The organism is Streptomyces sp. Wb2n-11 (genome assembly GCF_001049855.1).
Classification (GTDB): Bacteria; Actinomycetota; Actinomycetes; order Streptomycetales; family Streptomycetaceae; genus Streptomyces; species Streptomyces altiplanensis.
The window spans coordinates 2,394,064-2,411,348 of sequence record NZ_CVPB01000001.1 but is presented as its reverse complement, the minus strand read 5'-3'; the positions used below and the strand labels follow the sequence as shown (position 1 = coordinate 2,411,348).

The window sequence follows — 17,285 nt, the reverse complement described above, 5'->3', positions numbered from 1 at the left end:
GGGGCGGGCTCCTGAAGGCCCGCCCCTTGCTCACCTGCGGTCAGCCGCGACGCTCACCCGCGGCGCGTACGCCCGTCTGCAGCGCCGCGCGCGTACGTTCCATCAGCCGTACGACCGACGTGTCGGCCACGTCCGCCACCTCGTCGTAAGCGAACCAGCGCAGGTCCAGCGACTCCTCGCTGATCGCCTCGACCGCACCAGCCGGAGCCAGCGCCGCGTACTGCACGTCCAGGTGCCAGTTGCAGGGCGCCGGAATCGGATGCCGGTCCAGTCGCACCGGCTCACCCGCCACCCGGCCGCCGCCCCTCGTCGAAGCGCTGTGCGCTGCCCCTGCTGACGGCAGCAGCGTCAGCCCCGGGATGCCGGACTCCTCCGTGGCCTCGCGCAGCGCCGCGTCCCCGAGCGTCGCATCGCCCGGCTCGCAGTGGCCGCCCATCTGGAGCCACATGTTCAGCTTCTTGTGCAGCGTGAGCAGCACCCGGCCGCGCTCCGGATCGACGACCAGCGCACTCGCCGTGACGTGCCCGGCCTCGCAGGCCTTCCACATCCCGTCCGGGTGCGCCGCCAGGTGGTCCAGGTACGTCCGGCGCAGCTCGTCCTGGTCCTCGTAGCTCTTCAGTACGAGGACCGCGTCGTCGTGCAGGCTCACTTGTCGCTGTCGCCCTCTGCGTCGCCGCCCCCGCCGTCGTCCTTCTTCAGGTCCGGCTTCCCCGGGCCCCCGCCGGCCGCCTCGCCGAGCATCTTGTCGAGCTCGGAGAAGTCCATCTGCTCCCGGTGCACGAACCCGTCCGGGTCGTCCAGGTCCTCTGCCGTCGGCAGCATGTCCGGGTGCTCCCACAGCGCGTCACGCCCGTCCAGGCCGCGCGCGTCCGTGAGCGAGGCCCACAGCCGCGCCGCGTCCCGAAGCCGCCGCGGACGCAGCTCAAGACCGATCAGCGTCGCGAAGGTCTGCTCGGCGGGGCCACCTGAGGCCCGGCGCCTGCGCAGCGTCTCGCGCAGCGCGTCCGCCGACGTGAGCCGCGGCTTGGCCGCCTCGTGCACCACGGCGTCCACCCAGCCCTCGACGAGCGCGAGCGCCGTCTCCAGACGGGCCAGCGCCGCCTTCTGCGCCGGGGTGTCCTCCGGCTGGAACATGCCCTGCTGGAGCGCCTCCTGAAGCTGCTCCGGGTGCGACGGGTCGAGCTGGCCGACCACGTCCTCCAGCTTCGAGGTGTCGACCTGGATGCCGCGCGCGTATCCTTCGACCGCGCCGAACAGGTGCGAGCGCAGCCACGGCACATGGGCGAAGAGACGCTGGTGGGCGGCCTCGCGCAGCGCCAGGTACAGCCGCACCTCGTTCTTCTCGACGCCCAGGTCCTTGCCGAACGTCTCGATGTTCAGCGGCAGCAGTGCGGCCTTGCCGGCCGGGCCCAACGGCAGGCCGATGTCGGTCGAGCCGACCACCTCGCCCGCCAGCACGCCCACGGCCTGCCCGATCTGCTGGCCGAACATCGCACCGCCCATGGAGCGCATCATCCCGAGCAGCGGGCCCGCCATGGCCTGCATCTCCTCGGGCAGCACGTCGCCCATGGCCGCGCCGACGCGCTCGGCGACGGGGTCCACCAGCTGCTTCCACGCGGGCAGGGTCGCCTCGACCCACTCGGCGCGGCTCCACGCCACCGAGGTGCTCGCGCCGGAGGGCAGCGAGGTCACGCCGTCCAGCCACAGATCGGCGAGACGCACCGCCTCCTCGACCGCGGACCGCTCACCGGGGCTCACGCTGGAGTCCTTGGTGCCGTCGGCGGTGCCCTGCGAGACCGTCTGGCGCGCGATGTCCTTGGCCATGTCCCAGTTCACGGGACCGCCCTCGTAGCTGAGCATCTGCCCGAGCTGCTGGAAGGCCGCGCCCAGGTCGTTCGGATTCAGCGAACCGAACATCGCGGCGAACGGATTGTCTCCGCCCGAGCCGCCCGGCAGACCGCCGAACCCGCTGAACGGGTTCGCCGGACCCTGGCCACCCTGGCCACCGCCCTCGCTGCCCTTCTTCTTGCCATCGTCGCCGTCCTCCGGCTCCTCCGGCGGAAGGCCGAATCCGAATGGGGTGTCACTCACGGGTTTCCTCGGCTCGTAAGGCCGCCGGCTCCGGCCGGCGGCGGCTGCCCGACATCACCACCCAGCGTAGACACCCGAGCCGGAGATGGGCTCGGTGCTCCGCCGACTCGTTGCCTGCGGCAGGATGGACGCCACCTGGTACGTACGCGCCACAGCATGCACGTACTGAAGACAACCGCTGGAGACGCCTGGTGAGTTCCCCAGATCCGCAGGTTCGCGCATCACAGAGCGCTGAAGTTCGCCAGAGGCGAAACGACGCGGCCCCGCCGGACCGCGGCCTTGTGGTCGCGGTCACGGGCGCCGCCTCGGGCATCGGCGCGCTGCTCACCCGGAGCCTCGCCGCGTCCGAGGAGATCAAGAAGGTCGTCGCGATCGACGAGCGCCGCGGCGAGGTGGCCGAGGCGCAGTGGCACATCCTGGACGTGCGCGACCCGGCCATCGCGGAGAAGCTGCGGGGCGCCGACGTCGTGGTGCACCTCGCGCTCGACCTCGACCTGGAGTCCGACCCCGCGGCCCGTACGGCATACAACGTACGGGGCACCCAGACGGTGCTCACCGCCGCAGCGGCCGCCGGTGTCCACCGCGTCGTGCTCTGCACGTCGGCCATGGTCTACGGCGCCCTGCCCGACAACGACATCCCGCTGTCCGAGGACGCGGAACTGCGCGCCACCGCGGAGGCCGCCGGCGTCGGCGACCTCCTGGAGATCGAGCGCCTCGGCCGCCGGGCGCCCCGTGCGCACCCCGGCCTCAACGTCACCGTGGTCCGCCCCGCCGTCCTGGTCGGCGGTACGGACACCGCGCTGACCCGGTACTTCGAGTCGCCCCGCCTCCTGGTCGTCGCCGGGTCCCGCCCCACCTGGCAGTTCTGCCACGTCGAAGACCTGGTCAGCGCGCTGGAGTACGCCGTGCTGGAGAAGGTCGACGGCGAGATCGCGGTCGGCTGCGACGGCTGGCTGGAGCAGGAGGAGGTCGAGGAGCTCAGCGGCATCCGCCGCATGGAGCTGCCCTCCGCGGTCGCCCTGGGCGCCGCGGCCCGGCTGCACCGGATCGGCCTCACGCCCTCTCCGGCCGGGGACCTCGCCTACACGATGCACCCCTGGGTGGTGAGCGTCAGCAGGCTCCACGAAGCGGGCTGGCGGCCCCGGTGGACCAACGAGGAGGTGCTCGCCGAGCTGCTGGAGGAGGTCGAGGGCCGGCACACCGTCGTGGGCCGCCGCCTCGGCCGCAAGGACGCCACGGCGGCGGGCGCGGCGGGCGCCACGGTCGCACTGCTGGGCACGGCCGCACTGGTGCGCCGCGTACGCAGGGCGCGGGGCCGCATGTAGGACCCTCCATACGCGGGTCCCGTACAGCCGGTCGAAAGCGCTATTCCGCAATGCCGGTGCGGTACGGCACGATGGGCGCCATGGCAGGTACGTACCCCCACCCGGGCGAGCAGGCGGCGCAGGACCCCATCCGGCTGCTGGCGATCCGCGACACCCCGCTCTCCGTCGACGAGGTCTTCGCCGCCGTGGGCGACGACGCCGCGGGCGGAACGGCGCTGTTCGTCGGCACCGTGCGCAACCACGACGGGGGCGCCGACGTCGACCGGCTCGGCTACTCCTGTCACCCCTCGGCCCAGGACGAGCTACGCCGGGTGGCCGAAAAGGTCGCTGTGGATTTCCCCGTGCGCGCACTGGCGGCCGTCCACCGTGTGGGTGACCTGGAAGTCGGTGACCTCGCGGTCGTCGTGGCGGTCTCCTGCCCGCACCGGGGCGAGGCGTTCGAGGCGTGCCGCAGGCTGATCGACGATCTCAAGCACGAAGTGCCGATCTGGAAGCACCAGACGTTCTCCGACGGAACGGAGGAGTGGGTCGGAGCGTGCTGACGGATCCCCGTTGAAACCTGGGGAGCGTTCATGCGCCCCGATTTGCGTAACCGGGCCCCTGCCGTGAGCGTTGGACTGACCGGTGGTTAATCTGCTGATCGGTCGATAGCGGTCGGTCCCTGGGGTCGGGAGGTCGGGATGGCGGCACTCGCGTGGTTGCTGATTCCGCTGTTCGCCGCACTTGGCGCTTCGATATGGGGAACCTGGGCAACGCGTAGTCGAACAGCCGGTGACGTCTCGGAACTCGCCGGCTACGCCCGGTTCCGTGAGGCGATGGAGAAGTCCCCTCCCGGCTCCGACGCCGCCTGAGACCCCGTGAAGCGGCCCCGCCCGTACGTCCGGGCCCGGCGGCCCCGTACGGACCGGCCCCAGCGGTGTACTGACAGGCCTGTCCCGTACTGTCGTTCCATGCCACGCCGCACAGCGACGATGCTCGCCTCCACCCTCATCATGATCGCGCTGCTGTGCGCGGGCGTCCTCATCACTCCTCCGTACTCCGAGATGTCCCCCGGCCCGACGGTGAACACCCTCGGTGAGGCGGACGGCGAGCCGGTACTGCAGATCTCCGGTCACAAGACATACCCGACGACCGGCCATCTCAACATGACGACGGTCAGAGTCACCGGCGCGGACTACCGGATGAACCTCGTCGAGGCGGTCTACGGCTGGCTGGCGCACGACAGTGTGGTGGTACCGCACGACACGCTCTACCCGGACGGCAAGACGGAAGAGCAGTCGACCCAGGAGAACGCCGAGGAGTTCAGCCAGTCCCAGGAGACCGCCAAGACCGCGGCGCTGAGGGAACTGGGCATTCCGGTGAAGACGCGGGTCGTGGTCTCCACCGTTCTCAAGAACAGCCCCGCCGAGAGCAAGCTGCACGCGGGCGACGTCATCAAGGCCGTGGACGGCACGGCCGTCAAGGCCCCCGGGGACGTCGCCGAGCTCGTCACCCGGCACAAGCCCACGGAGAAGGTCGTCTTCACGGTCGTCCCGGCCAAGGAGGCGGTCGCGGCGGAGAAGGCGGGCAAGGAGCCGACGGGCAGCGAGGACGTCGTCATCACCACGGAGAAGGCCGATGACGACGACCGCGCGATCGTCGGCATCCAGGCGGGCCCCGACCACACCTTCCCGTTCGACATCGACATCAAGCTGGCGGACGTCGGCGGCCCCAGCGCGGGCCTGATGTTCTCGCTCGGCATCGTCGACAAGCTCACGCCCGGCGACCTGACCGGCGGGAAGTTCGTGGCGGGCACCGGCACGATCGACGAGGACGGCAAGGTCGGCCCGATCGGCGGCATCGAGATGAAGACCGTCGGCGCGCGCAACGCGGGCGCCGAGTACTTCCTGACACCCAGCGAGAACTGCGCGTCCGCCGTCTCGGACATCCCCGACGGCCTCACCCTGGTGAAGGTCAAGACGATCGACGACGCGAAGAAGTCGTTGGAGAAGATCGCCGACGGGGACACGGCCGGCCTGCCGCAGTGCACTACGGGCTGACGGCCGTGCCCCCGGGGGAGAGGACGGTGACGCCTTGCGGCGCCTACGCCTCGAAGGTCGCGGCCAGGGCCTCGGCGAGACCGGGGACGAGCATGGAGCCGGTGAGCACCTCGGTCGGGGAGTCCTTCTCCCGCAGCCGCAGCGCGGACTCGCGCGCGCCGTCGCGCAGCACGGCCACCGTCATGCGGACCTCCTGACGGTCCGGGTGCTTCGCGACCCACTTCGCCAGCTGGGCCTCGTTCAGCCCTTCGGGTACGGACGTCTCGGCAGACGGCGGCAGCATCAGCCGCTCCACCGTCAGCGCGCAGCCGGCCACGGCGTCGGGCCAGGCGATCGTGGCGAGGAACTCGTCGAGCGCGGTGCCCGCCGGGATTTCTTCCTGCTCGACGGGTGTGAGCGTGGCCGTCGACTCACCGTCGGCGAGGCCGAGCTGGGCGGCGAGGCCCGGCTCCTGAGCACGCAGCTGGGCGGTGTCGACGAGGGCGAACAGCCTGGCGGGCTGGTCCCAGCCGAGGCCGGAGGTGTATTCGTCGATTTCGAGCACGGCGCGGGTGAGCGGGCTCGTGGCCATGGGGGGCCCGGAAGGGGAAACGTTGGACATGCTTGACATCCTGCCTCCTTCGGACCCCAAAGCGGGAACTGAGTAAAGCTTCAGTAAGTTGCATGAGTGGGCTCTACGATCGCGGAGCCTGCTCCTACGACAGCGAACTTTCGAGGTGCGCACCTTGGCTTTCCAGATGCCGGACCGCGGCGGAGGCCCGACAGGGCCACGGATCAGAGTCGGCCGGCCCTCCCGGCGTTCCAGGACCCTGCTCATGACCTTGGGCGTCCTGGCCGTGCTGGCCATGGCGTTCGTCATGTTCGCCGGGTTCTGGACGGACTGGCTCTGGTACCGCTCGGTCAGATACTCGTCCGTTTTCACCACCACCCTGTGGACCAAGATCGGGCTCTTTGCCGTCTTCGGCCTGCTGATGGCCCTGGCCGTCGGCGTGAACATCTGGCTCGCGCACCGGCTCAGGCCGCCGCTGAGCGCGATGTCGCTGGAGCAGCAGAACCTGGACCGCTACCGGATGGGCGTGGCCCCGTACAAGAAGTGGGTGCTCCTCGCGGTCACCGCCCTGGTCGGGCTGATCGCCGGAGCGTCCGCGTCCGGTCAGTGGCGCACGTGGCTGATGTGGGTCAACGGTGTCTCCTTCGGACAGAAGGACCCGCAGTTCCAGCTGGACGTGTCGTTCTTCGCGTTCGACCTGCCCTGGTACCGCTTCCTGCTCGGCTTCGGCTTCGCGGCCACCGTGCTGTCCCTGATCGCCGCCGCGCTGGTGCACTACCTGTACGGCGGTCTGCGCGTCACCAGCCCGGGGGCCAGGGCGACCGCCGCGGCGACCGGCCACCTGTCGGTGCTGCTCGGTCTCTTCGTGGCGCTCAAGGCCGTCGCGTACTGGCTCGACCGGTACGGCCTGGCGGTGAAGTCCAGTGACTTCAAGGCCACGGGCAACTGGGCCGGCCTGCGGTACGTCGACGCGAACGCCTACCTGCCGGCGAAGACGATCCTCTTCTGCATCGCCGTCATCTGCGCGCTGCTGTTCTTCGCGACGCTGTGGCGCCGTACCTGGCAGCTGCCCGTCATCGGCTTCGGTCTGATGGTGCTCTCGGCGATCCTCATCGGCGGGCTCTACCCGGCGATCGTGCAGAAGTTCCAGGTCCAGCCGAACGAGCAGGCCAAGGAAGCGCCGTACATCAAGAAGAACATCGACGCGACGCGTGAGGCGTACGACATCGACGACGCGAAGGTGGACGACTACCAGGGCGTCGGCGACAGCAAGGACAACGTCCAGCTGCGCAAGGACGCCGACACGGCGGCCAGCTACCGGCTGATCGACCCGAACGTCGTCCCGCCGACCTTCGACCAGCTCCAGCAGGAGCGTAAGTACTACCAGTTCCCCACGACGCTGGACGTGGACCGGTACAAGGGCCAGGACACGGTCGTCGGTCTGCGCGAGCTCGACCTCAAGGGCATCCCCAAGCGCAACTGGATCAACGACCACTTCACGTACACCCACGGATACGGCGTGGTCGCCGCCAGGGGCACCGCCGTCAAGCCGGACACCGAGGGTGCCCCGGACTTCGTCGAGTCCGGCCTGCCGTCCCAGGGCATGCTCGGCGAGTACGAGCAGCGGATCTACTACGGCGAGAAGACCGAGCAGTACTCGATCGTGGGCGGCCCGCAGAAGGAGCTCGACTACGAGAAGAACGGCGAGCCCACCAAGACCACGAGCTACGAGGGCAAGAGCGGGGTCAACCTGTCGAACCCGCTGAACCGCGCCGCGTACGCCGCGGCCTTCAGCGAGCCGCAGATCCTCTACTCGGGAGCCATCGGCGAGGGCTCGCGGATCCTGTACAACCGCACGCCCAAGGAGCGCGTCGAGGCGGTCGCGCCCTGGCTGTCCCTCGACGGCGACGCCTACCCGGCGGTCGTGAACGGACGCATCCAGTGGATCGTCGACGCGTACACCACCACCAACGGCTACCCCTACGCCTCACGCACGACGCTGGGGGACACGACGGCCGACTCGCTGTCGCAGACCGACAGCCAGCGCGCGGTGATCGCCCAGCAGAACCAGGTCAACTACATCCGCAACTCGGTGAAGGCCACCGTCGACGCGTACGACGGCACGGTCAAGCTGTACCAGTGGGACACCGAGGACCCCGTCCTCAAGACCTGGATGAAGGCGTTCCCGGGCACGGTGAAGGCGAAGGGCGAGATCGCCCCGGCGCTGATGGAGCACCTGCGCTACCCGCAGGACCTCTTCAAGGTGCAGCGCGAGCTGCTCACCCGTTACCACGTCGAGAGCCCGTCGCAGTTCTACAGCGGCAGTGACGCGTGGCAGGTGCCGGACGACCCGACGACCGGCGAGAAGAGCTCGGTGCCGCCGTACTACCTGAGCCTGAAGATGCCGCAGGAGCAGGACCGGAAGTTCTCGCTGACGACGACGTTCACCCCCAACGGACGCCCGAACCTCGGTGCGTTCATGGCAGTCGACGCCGACGCGTCGAGCAAGGACTACGGCACGATAAGGCTGTTGAGAGTCACGGGCGACGTACCCGGACCGCAACAGGTGCAGAACCGGCTCAACAGCAACGCCGAGGTGGCCGAGTTCGTCAGGAACATGAAGGGCGCCAACTCGGACATCGAGTACGGCAACCTGCTGACGATCCCGCTGAACGACGGCTTCCTGTACGTCGAGCCGGTGTACGCCCAGGGCAACAACGCCTACCCGCTCCTGAAGAAGGTCGCCGTCTCGTACGGCAGGGAGACCGTCTTCAAGAACACGCTCGGTGAGGCGCTGAACGCCGTCTTCGGCGAGGAGGGCGAAACGCCTCCGCCGCCGGGTGACGGTGAGGACGACACCACCAGGCCCCCGTCCGACGGCGACGATTCGCTCCAGAAGGCCATCGAGGACGCCCAGGAGGCGTACGACGAGGGCGAGGAGGCGCTGAAGGAGCAGGACTGGACCGCATACGGCGAGGCGCAGGAGAAGCTCCAGGACGCGCTGCAGCGGGCCGCCGACGCCGGGGCGGAGGCCGAGGCGCCGGCCAGTCCGGGCGCCGGGGCCAAGCCCGGCGACAAGCCCGGCACCGAGGCGGAGAAGGACGAGAAGGGCGACCAGAAGGGCAGCTGAGCAGGGACGTCCCCGCGCCGTGGTACTGTTTGAACACAACGGCGCGGGGTGGAGCAGCTCGGTAGCTCGCTGGGCTCATAACCCAGAGGTCGCAGGTTCAAATCCTGTCCCCGCTACTGAAGAAGAAGACGAGGGCCCGGATCTCTTTCGAGATCCGGGCCCTCGTCGTGTGTCCGGGCCTCCGTGGACCCGTGCGAACCGTTGTTCTGGCGGGGAGAGTTGGGGGCAAGGCGTTTGAAGTGTCTCTCTGTGGGCATGTCGACAAAACGCTGAAGTGACCTCACTGGCTGCGGTATACCAGGTGTACGCGGGTTACGGGTGGTGCGACGATGGTTTTTATGGGGGACAGGACAACTCTGTTGGAGACAGGGCGGTTTGTGCAGCGACACCAAGAGCACGCTGTTGACACCGTGGACACCGCCGAGGCCGAGTACGAGGCGCGGCACCGGAGCGCCGCCGAGAACGGCGACACCGAGGCCATGAGCGTGCTCGGTTCGCTGCTGCTGCGCCGCGGCGACCTCGACGGCGCCGAGCCCTACCTGCGCGCCGCGACCGCCGAGGGCGACCGCGCCGCCGCCAACAACCTGGGAGTCCTCCTCCATCAGCGCGGGTACGCCGACGAGGCGGCCGGCTGGTGGCGCATCGCCGCCGTGGCCGGCTCCGCGGCCGCCGCGCACGCCCTCGGCCGCCACTACCGCGAGCGCGGCGACGAGCCCGCCGCGGAGTACTGGCTGCGCCAGTCCGCCGAGCAGGGGCACGCGCTGGGGGCGTACGCCCTCGCAGACCTCCTGGAGCACCGCAGCGACGTGGGCGCCGAGCGCTGGCTGCGCGCCGCCGCCGAGCAGGGGCACCGCGAGGCTGCGTACCGCCTCGCCCGCACCCTGGACCGCCGCGCCACCGCGGAGGCGCACGCCGGCGCGGCCGACTCCGGCACGGTGCCGGGCGGCACGGACCCGCGTACGGGCGCGGGCGGGCCGCACACGGGCACGGCTCCCGCCACCGGCCGCACGGACCTCCGTCGGCCCGGCGGCCCCGACACCGGAGCCGCCCTGGCCACCGGCTTCCTCGACTTCGGCACGGGCACCCGCCTCCCCGGCACGGGCACCCGCCTCCCCGGCACGGGCACCCGCCTCCCCGGCACGGGCACCCGCCTCCCCGGCACGGGCACCCGCCTCCCCGGCACCGGTACGGCGCCCGCCCACACCGGCACCGGTCGGCCCAGCCGCGGGCACCCCGGCGCGGGGCCGTCCGGTACGGGCACCCGGCACGCCGTGAGCGGCGCCGGGGGACTCGACCCCGCCGTGGAGGCCGAGCAGTGGTACCGGCAGGCCGCCGCGCGCGGGCACCGGCGTGCCGCCCTGCACCTCGGCGCCATCCTGGAGGAGCGCGGCGAGCTCAAGGAGGCCGGGCGCTGGTACCTGACCTCCGCGAAGGACGGCGAGCCCCGGGCCGCCTGCGCGCTGGGCTTCCTGCTGCGCGACGCGGGCGACGAGGACAGCGCCGCCGTGTGGTGGCTGCGCGCCGCCCAGGACGGTGACGGCAACGCCGCCAACGCGCTGGGCGCCCTGCACGCCGCCCGCGGTGAGCAGCAGACCGCCGAGCGGTGGTACCGCGCGGCCCTGGACGCCGGTGACGTGAACGGGGCGTACAACCTCGGGCTGCTGTGCGCCGCCCAGGGCCGTACCGCCCAGGCCGACCAGTGGTACCGCCGCGCCGCCTACACGGGCCACCGCGAGGCCGCCAACGCGCTGGCCATCCTGCTGCTCCAGGGCGGCGACGCGGCCGGCGCCGAGCCGTGGTTCTCCAAGGCCGCCGAGGCCGGCAGCGTCGACGCCGCCTTCAACCTCGGCATCCTCTACGCGGGTCGCGACGACGACCGTACGGCCTTCGTCTGGTACGAGCGCGCGGCCGCCGCCGGGCACACGGAGGCCGCACTCCAGGTCGGCATCGCCCTGCTGCGGGACGGTGAGGAGCAGGAGGCCGAGCGCCATCTGCGCTGCGCCGCGGGCGGCGGCAGCGCCGAAGCGGCCTTCCGCCTCGCCACCCTGCTCGACCGCCGGCAGCCCCCCGCGGGCCCGCCCGCCCTCGGCGAGGCGCTGAACGAGAAGTCCGAGTGCGAGGAGTGGTACGAGCGGGCCGCCGAGCAGGGCCACCGCCGCGCCCAGGTGCGCGTCGGCATGCTCGCCGCGGGCCGCGGCGACCTTGAGGGCGCCGCGCGCTGGTACCGGGAGGCCGCCGAGGCGGGCAGCCGCAACGGCGCCTTCAACCTCGGGCTGCTGCTCGCCCGCGAGGGCAGCGAGCCGGAGGCCGCCCTGTGGTGGTCGCGCGCCGCGCACGCCGGCCACGGCCGCGCCGCGCTGCGCCTCGCGCTGCTCGCCGCCCGCCACGGAGAGCTGGACGAGGGCGAGCGGTGGTGCGAGCGGGCGGTGGAGCTCGGGCCCGCCGAGGTCGCCGAGCGCGCGGCGCGGCTGCGTGAGGCGCTGCACCAGGAACTCACCGCCTAGCCGGGCCCGGTCGGCGGCGGGCGGATCGTTTCGCCACCTCGCACGACCGGCCCGCACGACCGGCCCGCACGACCGGCCCGCACGACCGGCCCGCACGACCGGCCCGCACGACCGGCCCGCGCGACCGGATCGCGCGACCGCCTCGTACGGGAACGGATTTGCGCTGGTCGGCGGGGCGACGTACAGTCGTGTTTACCGACGCGGGGTGGAGCAGCTCGGTAGCTCGCTGGGCTCATAACCCAGAGGTCGCAGGTTCAAATCCTGTCCCCGCTACTGAAGAGGTAGCCGAAGGCCCGGATCTCGAAAGAGATCCGGGCCTTCGGCGTACGTCGTGCACGGGCGTACAGGGCATGTGCGGGCGCACGCGTGAACGGCCGAAGGGCCCGGCACCGGATTCCGGTGCCGGGCCCTTCGGCCGCCGGTGTCAGGCGGAGGCGCAGTTGGGGCAGGTGCCCCGGTAGGTGACCTCTACGTCCGAGACGGTGAAGCCGAAGCGCTCGGAGTCCGGCAGATCAGTGAGCGGATTGCCCGTCGGGTGCACGTCGCGGATGGCGCCGCACTGCGCGCACACCAGGTGCTGGTGCGGTCGGTGCGCGTTCGGGTCGTACCGCTTCGCCCGGCGGTCCGTGGACACCTCGACCACTTCACCGAGGGACACCATCTCGCCCAGGGTGTTGTAGACGGTCGCCCGGGAGATCTCCGGCAGCTTGGCCACAGCGCGCGCGTGCACCTCGTCGGCGGTGAGGTGCATGTGGTCCCCGTCGAGGACTTCGGCCACGACGCGCCGCTGAGCAGTCATGCGCCAGCCGCGTCCGCGCAGTCGTTCCAACAGGTCACTCATGAGGTCCAGCCTAACAGTGGTGGGACCCAGGTCCCGAACGGGTGTGACTTTGGATGTTTGCTTGACTTAGACAAAGTCCATTGTAGGATCGACAACGGCAAACGCCAAGGGACAGGACTTGCAGGTATGACGCAGGAGGCGCACGTGACGCAGGGACCGCTCACTACGGAGGCCGGCGCGCCGGTAGCCGACAACCAGAACAGTGAGACCGCGGGCGTCGGGGGGCCGGTCCTGGTTCAGGATCAGGCACTGCTCGAAAAGCTCGCGCACTTCAACCGTGAGCGCATCCCGGAGCGCGTCGTGCACGCGCGCGGCGCCGGCGCGTACGGCACCTTCACGGTGACCCGCGACGTCTCGCAGTGGACGCGTGCGAAGTTCCTCTCCGAGGTCGGCAAGCAGACCGAGACCTTCCTGCGCTTCTCGACGGTCGCGGGCAACCTCGGCTCCGCGGACGCCGTGCGCGACCCCCGTGGCTTCGCGCTGAAGTTCTACACGGAGGAGGGGAACTACGACCTCGTCGGGAACAACACGCCCGTCTTCTTCATCAAGGACGCCATCAAGTTCCCCGACTTCATCCACACCCAGAAGCGCGACCCGTACACCGGTTCGCAGGAAGCCGACAACGTGTGGGACTTCTGGGGCCTGAGCCCCGAGTCGACGCACCAGGTGACCTGGCTGTTCGGTGACCGCGGCATCCCGGCGACGCTGCGCCACATGAACGGGTACGGCTCGCACACGTACCAGTGGAACAACGAGGCCGGCGAGGTCTTCTGGGTCAAGTACCACTTCAAGACCGACCAGGGCATCAAGAACCTCACCACCGACGAGGCCAACCGCCTCTCCGGCGTCGACCCCGACTCGCACCAGCGCGACCTGCGCGAGGCCATCGAGCGCGGTGAGTTCCCGTCCTGGACCGTGCAGGTGCAGATCATGCCGGCGGCCGAGGCGGCGACGTACCGCTTCAACCCGTTCGACCTGACCAAGGTCTGGCCGCACGCGGACTACCCGCCGATCGAGATCGGCAAGCTGGAGCTCAACCGCAACCCGCAGAACATCTTCGCCGAGGTCGAGCAGTCGATCTTCAGCCCCGCGCACTTCGTGCCGGGCATAGGCCCCTCGCCCGACAAGATGCTCCAGGGCCGTCTCTTCGCGTACGGCGACGCCCACCGCTACCGCGTCGGCATCAACGCCGACCACCTGCCGGTGAACCGCCCGCACGCCACCGAGGCGCGGACGAACTCCCGTGACGGCTACCTGTACGACGGCCGCCACAACGGCGCGAAGAACTACGAGCCCAACAGCTTCGGCGGCCCGTCCCAGACGGACAGGCCGCTGTGGCAGCCCGTCCCCGTCGAGGGCGCCACGGGCAACCACGAGGCTCCGCGCCACGCCGAGGACGACGACTTCGTCCAGGCGGGCAACCTCTACCGCCTGATGTCCGAGGACGAGAAGGGCCGGCTGGTCGACAACCTGGCCCAGTTCATCTCCCAGGTGTCGCGCGACGACATCGCGGAGCGCGCGATCAACAACTTCCGTCAGGCCGACGGTGACTTCGGCAAGCGGCTGGAAGCCGCGGTCCAGGCCCTGCGCGGCTAGTACGGACCGCTTGTCGTAGGCGGAGGGCCGGATTCCCCGAGGGGGATCCGGCCCTCTCGCGTACTCGGCTGCTCAGCTCGCCAGCGCGGCCGGTTGCGGCTGTTTCCGGGCCGGTGCCCAGCAGCGGATGATGTCGCGCACGGAGACGACGCCCACGGGGCCGTTGCCGTCCAGCACGATCAGGTGCCGGAAGCCGCCGTGCGCCATGGCCTGCGCGGCCTCCTCCAGCGTCCAGGAGGGTGCGGCGAAGACGACGTCGGTGGTGGTGTGGGTGCCGGCCGTTTCGAGGTCGGGGTCCTGGCCCGACCCGACGGAGACGAGGATGTCGCGTTCGGTCAGGATGCCGAGTCCGTCGGCGTCGGTGTCGAGGACGACGGCCGCCCCGACACGGCGCTCCGCCATCAGCCGGGCTGCCTGGCGGAGTGTGTGGGCGGGACCGACGGTGAGGACCACCGTGCTCATGGCGTCACGGACGAGCATGAAGGAGCCACCTCCTGGGCGAAGCGGGCCCACGCCTTGTGAGAAACGATTCACAAGTTCACAAGTGGGGGGTTCTCAGAGTGGCAGCCGGGCGGGGCGTCGACAAGAGGGCGTGGGAGGGCGCGCCGCGCGGTCACACGCCCTCGCGCGCCGGTCCTGTGAGGGCTGTGAGGGTCGTGAGGCCTGTGGCGAAGTACGCCAGATGTCGTACTTCCCTGCGGGGCGCGCTACCCGCGGAGGTAGCCCAGCATCTTCTCGTGGAGCAGGCCGTTGGACGCCGCCGCGTTGCCGCCGTGGGGCCCCGTCACACCGTCGAGGCTGGTGAAGACACCACCCGCCTCCTGGACGATGATCGCGTTCGCGGCCATGTCCCAGAGCGAGAGCTCCGGCTCCGCGCAGATGTCCACCGCCCCCTCGGCGACCATCATGTACGGCCAGAAATCGCCGTACCCGCGCGTCCGCCAGCAGGCGCGGGTCAGGTCCAGGAAGCCGTCGAGGCGCCCCTGCTCCTCCCAGCCGCTGAGCGAGGAGTACGCGAAGGACGCGTTCTCGATCCGGTCGACCTTGGAGACGTGGAGCCGCGTCGCCGAGGTGAGGCTGCGCCCGGTGTACGCGCCGCCGCCCTTCGCCGCCCACCAGCGACGGCCCAGCGCGGGCGCGGAGACCACGCCCATCACGGGCTGGAAGCCGTTCTCGCCGGCCTCCATGAGCGAGATCAGCGTCGCCCAGACCGGTACGCCGCGCACGTAGTTCTTGGTGCCGTCGATCGGATCGACCACCCAGCGGCGCGGGCCCGAGCCCTGCAGCCCGTACTCCTCGCCCAGGACGGCGTCGCGCGGCCTGCCGCGGTGCAGGTGGCTGCGGATCAGCTCCTCGGCGGCCTTGTCGGCCTCCGTCACCGGAGTCATGTCCGGCTTGGTCTCGACCTTGAGATCCAGAGCCTTGAAGCGCTCCATCGTCGTGGCGTCCGCGGCGTCCGCGAGGACATGGGCGAAGCGCAGATCATCGTGATAGTCGGGCATGACCGAACAGTATCGACCACGTTCTTCGCAAACCACACGGTCCCGGAGTACGGGCGCGCTCCCCTGTCCGTATACGGCGGCGCGCGGGCCATGGACGGTGCTGACAGGACCCGGCGGCGCGCCCGCCCTGGGACCGGAACAGCCGTACGGCCCGGAGCCTCCGGCCGGGAGGCGGCGCGATGCCCGCAGCGCGAGAAGCCTCGCCGGAAGCCGCTTCCGCGGCGGCCGGGGAAGACTTCGCGCGGCTGCTGCGGACCGCTCCCGGCGGGCCGGGTCTCAGTGGGCCGAGCCCGAGAGCTGGAGTCCGATGACGCCGATGATCACCAGCGAGATCGAGACGAGCTTCAGCGTCGAGACCACATCGCCGAGGAAGACCATCCCGTAGATCGCGGTGCCCGCGGCTCCGATGCCGGTCCACACCGCGTACGCGGGCCCCACGTCGAGTTTCTTCAGCGCGAGCGTCAGCAGCCCGAAACTGCCCAGCGCGAACGCGGCGAAGGCGATCGTGGGCCACAGCCGGGTGAAGCCGTGGGACAGCTTCAGGCACACCGCGAAGCCGGTCTCCAGGAGCCCCGCCACCACCACCAGCAGCCACGCCATGGCCGGTTCCTCCCGCGTCGGTGACCGCTTCGTCGCGCTTGGTGCGAGTATGCCCTTACCGGGGGCCGGCAGCGGTAAACGCGGCGCGTCCGGTCAGTCGCCCTCGCGCCGCTCCCGCGTCGCGAGCAGCCGCCGCAGCGAGTCCAGCCTGGCCGGATCGGCGTGGCCGTCGGCCACCCACTGGTCCAGTGCGCACTCCGGTTCGTCGTGGCTGCAGCCGCGCGGGCAGGCCTCCGTCCCCGGTTCCAGGTCCGGGAAGGCGAGGATGACGCGCGACGGATCCACGTGGTTCAGCCCGAAGGACCGGACGCCGGGCGTGTCGATCACCCAGCCGCGCACGCCCGTGAGCGGCAGGGCGAGCGCCGAGGTGGTGGTGTGCCGGCCGCGGCCCGTGACCGCGTTGACATGGCCGGTCGTACGCCGCCGCTCCTCCGGTACGAGCGTGTTGACCAGGGTCGTCTTGCCGACGCCCGAGTGGCCCACGAACGCCGTCACCTTGTCCTCCAGGTGCTTGCGGACCAGTTCGGTCGCCGCCCCGCTCTCCAGCTCCTCGCGGCTGGTCACGAGGTACGGGACACCGAGGGGACGGTAGGAGGCCAGCAGCTGGTCCGCGGGCGCCAGGTCCGACTTGGTCAGCACCAGGAGCGGGTCCAGCCCGGCGTCGTACGCCGCCACCAGGCAGCGGTCGATCATGCGCGGGCGCGGCTCGGGGTCGGCCAGGGCCGTGACGATCGCCAGCTGGTCGGCGTTGGCGACGACCACCCGCTCGAACGGATCGTCGTCGTCGGCGGTACGGCGCAGCACCGAGCGGCGCGGTTCGACGCGGACGATGCGGGCCAGGGTGTCCTTGTCGCCCGTCAGGTCGCCGACGATGGCGACCCGGTCGCCCACGACGACGGACTTGCGGCCCAGCTCGCGGGCCTTCATCGCGACCACCGTGCGGTCCTCGACGAGGCAGGTGATGCGGCCCCGGTCGACGGTCAGGACGAAGCCCTCGACGGCGTCCTCGTGCTTGGGGCGGGTGTGGGTGCGAGGTCGGTTGCCCTTGCGGTTGGGGCGGATCCGGATGTCGTCCTCGTCGGGGTTCTTGCCGTAGCGGCGCATGTC

At 70.9% G+C, this 17,285-nt stretch carries 14 protein-coding genes and 2 tRNA genes; 8 read left to right on the top strand and 8 right to left on the bottom strand.

What is annotated here, in order from left to right:
- Window positions 1–40 precede the first annotated feature (40 nt).
- Entirely contained in the window at window positions 41–649 is a 609-nt protein-coding gene (locus BN1555_RS10640) for an NUDIX hydrolase (protein ID WP_093799151.1), read from the bottom strand.
- On the bottom strand, window positions 646–2,091 hold the full coding sequence (locus BN1555_RS10635; protein WP_093799150.1) for a zinc-dependent metalloprotease: 1,446 nt from the start codon (window positions 2,089–2,091) through the stop codon (window positions 646–648). The genes BN1555_RS10640 and BN1555_RS10635 overlap by 4 nt, the downstream gene beginning before the upstream one ends.
- A 191-nt stretch (window positions 2,092–2,282) precedes the next feature.
- Here BN1555_RS10635 and BN1555_RS10630 point away from each other — a divergent pair, with 191 nt between their 5' ends.
- From BN1555_RS10630 to BN1555_RS10620, 3 genes are all read left to right on the top strand, one after another.
- On the top strand, window positions 2,283–3,416 hold the full coding sequence (locus BN1555_RS10630) for an SDR family oxidoreductase (protein ID WP_093799149.1): 1,134 nt from the start codon (window positions 2,283–2,285) through the stop codon (window positions 3,414–3,416).
- A gap of 80 nt (window positions 3,417–3,496) precedes the next feature.
- Window positions 3,497–3,958 carry a molybdenum cofactor biosynthesis protein MoaE gene (locus BN1555_RS10625; protein WP_093803325.1) on the top strand — a complete coding sequence of 154 codons (462 nt, stop codon included), beginning with the start codon at window positions 3,497–3,499 and terminating at the stop codon, window positions 3,956–3,958.
- A gap of 408 nt (window positions 3,959–4,366) precedes the next feature.
- The gene (locus tag BN1555_RS10620) at window positions 4,367–5,455 is read left to right on the top strand and encodes a YlbL family protein (protein ID WP_093799148.1); all 1,089 of its coding nucleotides are present in this window, start codon (window positions 4,367–4,369) and stop codon (window positions 5,453–5,455) included.
- 43 nt (window positions 5,456–5,498) lie between these two features.
- On the opposite strand, the gene BN1555_RS10615 is transcribed toward BN1555_RS10620, so the two are convergent.
- Window positions 5,499–6,065: a PPA1309 family protein gene (locus BN1555_RS10615; protein WP_255305981.1), complete on the bottom strand. Its 567-nt coding sequence runs from the start codon at window positions 6,063–6,065 to the stop codon at window positions 5,499–5,501.
- A gap of 127 nt (window positions 6,066–6,192) precedes the next feature.
- On the opposite strand from BN1555_RS10615, the gene BN1555_RS10610 reads away from it, so the two are divergent.
- The 4 genes from BN1555_RS10610 (at window position 6,193) to BN1555_RS10595 (ending at window position 11,912) form a co-directional block, all read left to right on the top strand.
- A complete protein-coding gene (locus BN1555_RS10610) occupies window positions 6,193–9,135 on the top strand; it encodes a UPF0182 family membrane protein (RefSeq protein WP_093799146.1) in 2,943 nt (980 codons plus the stop codon).
- 42 nt (window positions 9,136–9,177) lie between these two features.
- A tRNA-Met gene (locus BN1555_RS10605) sits at window positions 9,178–9,251 on the top strand.
- Window positions 9,252–9,464: 213 nt separating this feature from the next.
- Complete coding sequence (locus tag BN1555_RS10600; RefSeq protein WP_093799145.1) at window positions 9,465–11,639, top strand: tetratricopeptide repeat protein; 2,175 nt, start codon at window positions 9,465–9,467, stop codon at window positions 11,637–11,639.
- 199 nt (window positions 11,640–11,838) lie between these two features.
- Window positions 11,839–11,912, top strand: a tRNA-Met gene (locus BN1555_RS10595).
- Window positions 11,913–12,063: 151 nt separating this feature from the next.
- Here the strand turns inward: BN1555_RS10595 and BN1555_RS10590 are convergent.
- The gene (locus tag BN1555_RS10590; protein ID WP_093799144.1) at window positions 12,064–12,480 is read right to left on the bottom strand and encodes a Fur family transcriptional regulator; all 417 of its coding nucleotides are present in this window, start codon (window positions 12,478–12,480) and stop codon (window positions 12,064–12,066) included.
- A 126-nt stretch (window positions 12,481–12,606) separates the two neighbouring features.
- Between BN1555_RS10590 and BN1555_RS10585 the strand changes: the two genes are divergently transcribed.
- Window positions 12,607–14,076, top strand: a complete 1,470-nt coding sequence (locus BN1555_RS10585) for a catalase (RefSeq protein ID WP_093799143.1) — start codon at window positions 12,607–12,609, stop codon at window positions 14,074–14,076.
- A 72-nt stretch (window positions 14,077–14,148) separates the two neighbouring features.
- On the opposite strand, the gene BN1555_RS10580 is transcribed toward BN1555_RS10585, so the two are convergent.
- The 4 genes from BN1555_RS10580 to rsgA all read right to left on the bottom strand — a co-directional run bounded on the left by BN1555_RS10580 (window position 14,149) and on the right by rsgA (window position 17,282).
- Window positions 14,149–14,556, bottom strand: coding sequence for a CBS domain-containing protein (locus BN1555_RS10580; protein WP_093799142.1), 408 nt, complete (start codon window positions 14,554–14,556; stop codon window positions 14,149–14,151).
- A 227-nt stretch (window positions 14,557–14,783) separates the two neighbouring features.
- Window positions 14,784–15,578: a histidinol-phosphatase gene (gene hisN, locus BN1555_RS10575; protein WP_093799141.1), complete on the bottom strand. Its 795-nt coding sequence runs from the start codon at window positions 15,576–15,578 to the stop codon at window positions 14,784–14,786.
- Between the two features lie 276 nt (window positions 15,579–15,854).
- Window positions 15,855–16,178 (bottom strand): DMT family transporter, encoded by a 324-nt coding sequence (locus BN1555_RS10570; protein WP_069737525.1) that lies wholly within the window; start codon window positions 16,176–16,178, stop codon window positions 15,855–15,857.
- Between the two features lie 93 nt (window positions 16,179–16,271).
- On the bottom strand, window positions 16,272–17,282 hold the full coding sequence (gene rsgA, locus BN1555_RS10565; protein ID WP_093799140.1) for a ribosome small subunit-dependent GTPase A: 1,011 nt from the start codon (window positions 17,280–17,282) through the stop codon (window positions 16,272–16,274).
- Window positions 17,283–17,285: the final 3 nt, after the last annotated feature.